The 6178-nt window shown below is 31.9% G+C and carries 5 protein-coding genes and 1 pseudogene; all 6 read right to left on the bottom strand.

The window, feature by feature from the left end:
- Nucleotides 1–344: 344 nt before the first annotated feature.
- On the bottom strand, nucleotides 345–686 hold the full coding sequence (locus B0182_RS13605; RefSeq protein ID WP_078275424.1) for a hypothetical protein: 342 nt from the start codon (nucleotides 684–686) through the stop codon (nucleotides 345–347).
- Nucleotides 683–1447 carry a hypothetical protein gene (locus B0182_RS13610; RefSeq protein ID WP_078275425.1) on the bottom strand — a complete coding sequence of 255 codons (765 nt, stop codon included), beginning with the start codon at nucleotides 1445–1447 and terminating at the stop codon, nucleotides 683–685. Before B0182_RS13610 ends, B0182_RS13605 begins: the two co-directional genes overlap by 4 nt.
- Nucleotide 1448: 1 nt before the next feature.
- Nucleotides 1449–2897: pseudogene (locus tag B0182_RS13615) on the bottom strand (peptidoglycan-binding protein); the annotation flags it as partial.
- 140 nt (nucleotides 2898–3037) lie between these two features.
- Complete coding sequence (locus B0182_RS13620) at nucleotides 3038–4102, bottom strand: hypothetical protein (RefSeq protein ID WP_078275427.1); 1065 nt, start codon at nucleotides 4100–4102, stop codon at nucleotides 3038–3040.
- A gap of 252 nt (nucleotides 4103–4354) precedes the next feature.
- Entirely contained in the window at nucleotides 4355–4885 is a 531-nt protein-coding gene (locus tag B0182_RS13625) for a hypothetical protein (protein ID WP_078275428.1), read from the bottom strand.
- A partial coding sequence (locus B0182_RS13630) for a TIGR02594 family protein (protein ID WP_211271658.1) occupies nucleotides 4863–6178 on the bottom strand: 1316 nt, incomplete at its 5' end. The genes B0182_RS13630 and B0182_RS13625, both read right to left, overlap by 23 nt.

Raw genomic sequence — 6178 nt, forward strand, 5'->3', positions numbered from 1 at the left:
AAGGAGGGTGGTGGGCATAGAGGTCTCTTTTGGGTTGAGGACACTCAATTTGAACAATGTACTTACTGTTCAGATGTCAAATCTTGAATATAACCCTTTTTTTACCAATTCGCCATTCTTTTTGTTGTAAATACTGATGCGGTAATCAATATCAATCACAAATCTTTCAGTTTCTGGTATGTATAGAGTGACATACTTGCCATTCTTGTCTGTGGAACGAATAACCATGACAGTAGAGTCTTCACTATCACCTTCTGACATTGTAGAAATAGAAATTAGAGATCCATTTAGACCAGTGGGGATGATAGTGTTATTTCCGTTGCTACTATGTATAGCATCTTTGTTTACATAAAACAATCTCTCTCTTCGCTATTTAAAAAATAAACAACATTGTCACAGTTATATCCTGGCCAAGCACTGCTCCAAGTGGCGTTTTGCATGACAATATCAGCACATTTTAGGTAAGTTTCGGAACTAAAAGGTAGTGACGATGTTATAATGTTGTCACTATTTTTTAACAAAATGCCAGTTGCAGGCACGACATCTGTAACCTTACCAAATGATAAATCAATAAATTTTGAACCGTTTTCGTGATTTGTTTCTTTTGGTGGCAATCCTGTTGCATTGTGAGTGCAGGCGGAGAGTGATAAAATTAGTAGGATAAACTTAAAAGTGTTGATGTTCATAAAAAACCCTCCAAAGGTATTTCTTTTTCTAATTTATCATTTTTTTCACTATAAATATAGATGGTGTAGAACTCATCCAAAATAAAATATTGATCTTTTTCAATATTTATTTCTTTTTTGATTCCAAAACCATTTATAGCAATTAAAGATATTGTATGCTCTATATTGTCTTTTTTGTCAGAATTAATGTAAATTAGTACCATAATTCCATTTTTTGATGTCGGTAAAACTATGGTATGTTTATGAGGGTAATTAAGTATATTAGCATAATTTATTAGCTCATTTTCAGTTAAAAAATGAATACGGTCTTGACAGATATCATTGTGTGCTTCAACACAGTTTAGATAAAATTTTGAGTCAAATGGCAAGCTAGAAATAATGACATCGTCTGAATTTTTCTTTATTATCTTAGAATTGTTTTCTTTAAGCATATTGACAGCCAATCTTTCATAACATATTTCATACTCCAACCCAATATTATTTCCCAAAGAATAATTATTTGAATAACATTCGTCTTTGACTTCATTTTGCCATATTAAAAATTTTTTATTACCCAATTCATTCCTTAGTGTTTTGTTATGTTCACTATTTTTTAATTTTATCCTTGTGTACTCATGACTGGAAGATTTCTCAACACTAGATTCTGAGTTTTGCTTTGCATTATTACTGTCCGAAACTATCATTTCAGAATATGACCCATTACACCCCAAAGTTAGTAATGTTAACAAAATTGATAATAGAAAAATATGATGCGTAACCATATTAAAACCCCTTAAATCCTGTAGGCAATATTATTATAAAAGGCTTTGGCTTATGAATAATTAATTCTTTCACTGTGCCGTGAGCATGTATACTTTTTCCAAAGCCCAATATAAGACCATTTTTTACAGCCTCATCATGAAAAGCATCAACCCACTTTTTTCTATTGTAATCATCAGAATAATACTTATTTGCATAATTTAAATGTTCACCAATAATGGAAGGTTTTCCATTTGATCTTTCAATTAAGTATTGTCCAACAAATTTGCGCATTCTTTCTGAAACTGCAGAAAACGGCATATTTTCAACAGAACCATAGGGTTTTAGTTTTTTGGGACCTGTTATTTTAGAGAACTGCCTATGTGCATTTACTACACTCCTAACAGAATCTCCCCAATATCCAGATTTGGTTCGATTTAAAATGGTATCTACAACACCAGCAGCCTGATCTTTAAAATACCTATCATCTTTAAATTTTATAACCTCTGTTTCTGTCACTTTCATAATATCAATAATATCCTGCTCTGTTAAAAACAAAGTCTCCCCACCTTCATTTTTAACGCCTATACTCGGCTTACTAATCATTCCTGAACAGGACAGCAAATCACTATGCTCACTAGATTTCGCCAGATCCATTAAAGACTTGCCAACAAGTTCAGAGACAGTTTGTTTAAAATCGGATTTTCTGATGTATTTTTTATCAAGCATTGTTATATCATAGTGCACCCAAGTTGTAGCCCCAGATTTACCACTTTTGAATACTTTTGGCTCTAAATAGATTCTATTATCCTCCCTGATTTCTAACGCCTTCATCTTTTCTTTCATAACTTTTCTTACAAACTCCATATCATTTAATTCTCTTGTTCTACTTCCTTTTTTGTTAAAATGAATATCAAGTGCCAGACCCATATGGTTTACCGATGTTCGTCCATTCTTTTTGTTATTGTCTATGCACCGATAGCCAGAAAAAATATAAGCAACGCTTAAGTTTCTAGATTTATACTCTTTATCTTTGGTTAGGTAAAACTCTAACGCTTTTAACATCCAAATCAGAGAACGATGAATGCCAGGGTATTCATTTGCAAAATTTTCTCCAGAAGCAACATTATAACGACCTTTTCCATATCCATCACACGCACCGCAAGGACAAGGCATCTTTTCTGTGTAACTGGCTATAGGATACTCTTTGTTAAATTTGTCTAATGCTACTAACAGGCTACCGCAAATTTTGCCTGTCTCGGGAGCTTTCATATAATCTCTTTGAAACTGTTTAATGCAATTTGCAGTCATTTCTGTAAATTCATCAGTCGGCAATGCCCCACCAAAACCCGCTAGACGAATATTTATTTCTCTTATTAGTTCGCTTTTTCCACTTGTAATACAAGCAGGCTTTGTTGCACACTTAGAGGAAACCACCACCTTCGGCGTCCCACCCTCTTGGCTTCTTTGGTTTTGTTCGGTTGTTTGTACAGGTTTTATTTCTGTTGGTTTTTGGGCTTGTTCTGATGTTTGGGTTTGGGATGGTTTGTTATTAAACAATCCTGATATAGCACCCGATATATTATCTGTAACTTCGCCCACTAAATCTCAGACTAATAGCAAGCACCATCGAATTCTGAAAAATCAACCCCTGTAACTTCACATACATGCAACTCACTATTACCATCAATATCACTAAACTCTATTTCATTTTTTATTAAAATAAAGTCATTGGATAAAGCGTTAAATGCAAATGATACATTTCTTGTTGCAAATTTTCTATCAATACAAGTTTGATAAATGACATTCAAGCTATTTCCATCTCCCCATATTTCTTGTAGACCATCAAGACCACATCCCGATGTTGGTTCTTCTAACATAATAGTATTCTCGATAATCTTTTGATAGTTATTACCAGTATTTTTCAAAATATTAATGGTGATATTAAAATTTCTTTCATCCATATCAGCTGGCTTTGTTAATGATATTTTATCAATTAGTCCGTCTTGGTTGAAGTCAAATGATGTCTTTTTATGGTTGTTTTCTAAAATAATTCTGTTATGATCATGATATTCTTTTTTATTTTTTTCTATATTTTTGTCAAAAATGCAATCAAAATTAAAACTCTCGTTTTTAACTATATTTCTTGATAATATATTATTTGTTTTTCTATATTCAATAATAAAAGGATGTCCATAATCATCTTCATTACCAATTTTACAACTTACTTTTTTGGTAAAGTCAAAACCATCTACCTTATTTCTATCAATATCATTCTTACTTACAGATCCTAGTTTTTTTTTAAAAATAATAATGTTATTGTTATAGGCAGTCACATCTGTGCTATTAAGAATTAAGCATTTCTCTTTTTGTTCTAGATTGTCTATACTTTCTCTATTTCCCTTGTTTTTTTCATAGGCATAAAAGTAATCGTTATTAAACTTAAGTTCAATATTTTGCTTTAATAATTCACTATAGTTACAGTTAGTATCATGAAATGGTTTTTTTATTTCTTTAAAATCATCATAGGAAAAATGCTTTGAGCTTATATCAGCACTTGATATACTTGATAATTTTTCGTTGGTTGTATTATCAATTTTTTTATCTTGATTGATATCACAGGCAGCAAGAAAAAAAATAGAAAAATAAACAAAAATAGAAATTATTAACTTATTCATATTAAAAGCCTCATTATTGAGTGGTTAAAGTTTCGTGAGTTTTATCACCCACCAAATATTTTTAGTTATTGCATACTATGTGTTATTTTAAATGCTTTATTATTTACCAAAAGTTGATTTTCAATATTTAAGCACTCAATGGAAATAAAACATCCAATCAATTGACACTTTAATTAGCCCATATGTACACTTTAGGCAAGAATTCCTCAAAAAGCAACAATTCTTTTGTTTTCAATCAAAAAGTCATCTTTATCATCCAACCAAAATACATTTCAATCTAGTGTTTCCTGCAGAGGTTTTTTCCAGTATTAAATTTTGTGGCTCAATACCCAAATACCTCATTCTTTGTGATGTTTTTTCAGGCATGTCGCGAATGATAAAATAATAACCAAAATTCTCATCACCATTATCATTTTCAGAAAACGCGGCAATTCTTAAAATATTCATGTTAAATTTTTTAAAATTTAAATCTAAGCCAGTATATTCTAATATTATTTTATCTTTATGAATAAAATTATGACCAATGCTATAAAATCCTTGTAATACATAATCAGAATCCTTGATTGTGTATAGTCTGCCACTAATATTTTTACTAGCAACCTTATCTTTTAATAAAGCACCATAAAAATCTGATAAAAACACACTTTGTTCACTTGAAAAATTGCAACCCAGTGTGGATTTATTGACGAGATTATTAGGGTTAATTATTTTAGCTTGAGCAATACTAAACAAGCAAGTTATTGCCAATCCAAGCAAGAATTTAAGTGGTTGAGTTGGTTTCATAAAAATTTAAACCTCTGCTTCGTATATCTGATTCTGTCATTATGGGAGCCAAGGATGGATCTGTGTTCTTTTTGTAATAAGCCATTGGCAAGAAATACTCATATGAGTCTATACTTCGTGTATCCACAGTAATCATATTACCCTGATTACCACCTAATCTGAAAAAATTCTTTGAGTTTTGCCGTCCCAAAACAAAGCATACATGACTACCTTTTTTGGTAACAGCAATTGCACCATATGCAGGAATAGAGATTTTTTGAAAATTTACTTTATCTCTTTTATAGGCATGAGCTCTAACTCTTTCATATATATCTTTTTGCTCATTAATAGGTAGTGTATAACCACATTCTTTTAGACACGAATTTATAAAAGCAGCACACCATTGATGTATATCTCCAACTAAATTAGGGTAAGGTATGCCAACAATTTGATGATAGTTATCTGTAATTTTTCCCTCTTTAACCCCCTTCCATTGCCTTCCTTCTCTAATGGCAATTTCCATCCAAGGGGCATTAGACTCTGAGATAGCTATTGCTTGAGCTGGCGGTCTTATAATATTACAAGAACTAACTTTAAAAACCCGCAAGCATTTTTTAAACTTATCAACCCTTTTTTCTCTAGAGCTAGTATTTTTATTTACAATATCTACAGTTTTATGAAAAATATCTATGGAATTACCTTTTTGCGCTACATCTCTTACACCAAAAACAACCCAATAAGCCATAGAAGCAATTGTGCCCTCCTCAATGTTGTTGATGTTATCGGGAGTTATGATTTTATTGAAATTTGGTAAAAATTTTTTGATAGTATCATTAATTTTTTGATACTTATCTTTCCCCGTTACCTGAATAATACCTCCGCCACGATACCTCCAGCCATCTCCTGAACTTACACTTCCATTACCCATTCTGTTGGCATAGGCAATGTTGGCAATCGCCTCCTGATTTGCTTTTTGACCTGGTTTTCCGCCCCTGCCATATCTTCTTGAAAGCTCTATATTTCCACGAAATGCCTTAAAATCACCCTTATAAAGAGCCTCCCAACTATAGTTTAAATTTTCACCATTAATTTCAAATTTTTCTCCTATCTCTTGCATAACATGAGCAAAGAAATGTGCTTTTTGATTGCAATCATTCATCATAAAAGCTTTACTTGCATAGTTGTAAGCATTAACACAAATTTTAAGCTTTTCAACAGTTGCAGAATCTTGCGAAAAAAGTTGCTTTAATTCATCAAGTGTCAATTCTTGGCATCCAGAACAGGAACTGGTAGAAACCACCACCTTCGGTGTCC

Source organism: Moraxella bovis (assembly GCF_002014975.1).
Lineage (GTDB): Bacteria > Pseudomonadota > Gammaproteobacteria > Pseudomonadales > Moraxellaceae > Moraxella > Moraxella bovis.

Coding starts and splice junctions, on each gene's coding strand:
- B0182_RS13610 (WP_078275425.1), bottom strand. CDS start 1,447: ATGGTTACGCATCATATTTTTCTATTATCAATTTTGTTAACATTACTA.
- B0182_RS13620 (WP_078275427.1), bottom strand. CDS start 4,102: ATGAATAAGTTAATAATTTCTATTTTTGTTTATTTTTCTATTTTTTTT.
- B0182_RS13625 (WP_078275428.1), bottom strand. CDS start 4,885: ATGAAACCAACTCAACCACTTAAATTCTTGCTTGGATTGGCAATAACT.
- B0182_RS13605 (WP_078275424.1), bottom strand. CDS start 686: ATGAACATCAACACTTTTAAGTTTATCCTACTAATTTTATCACTCTCC.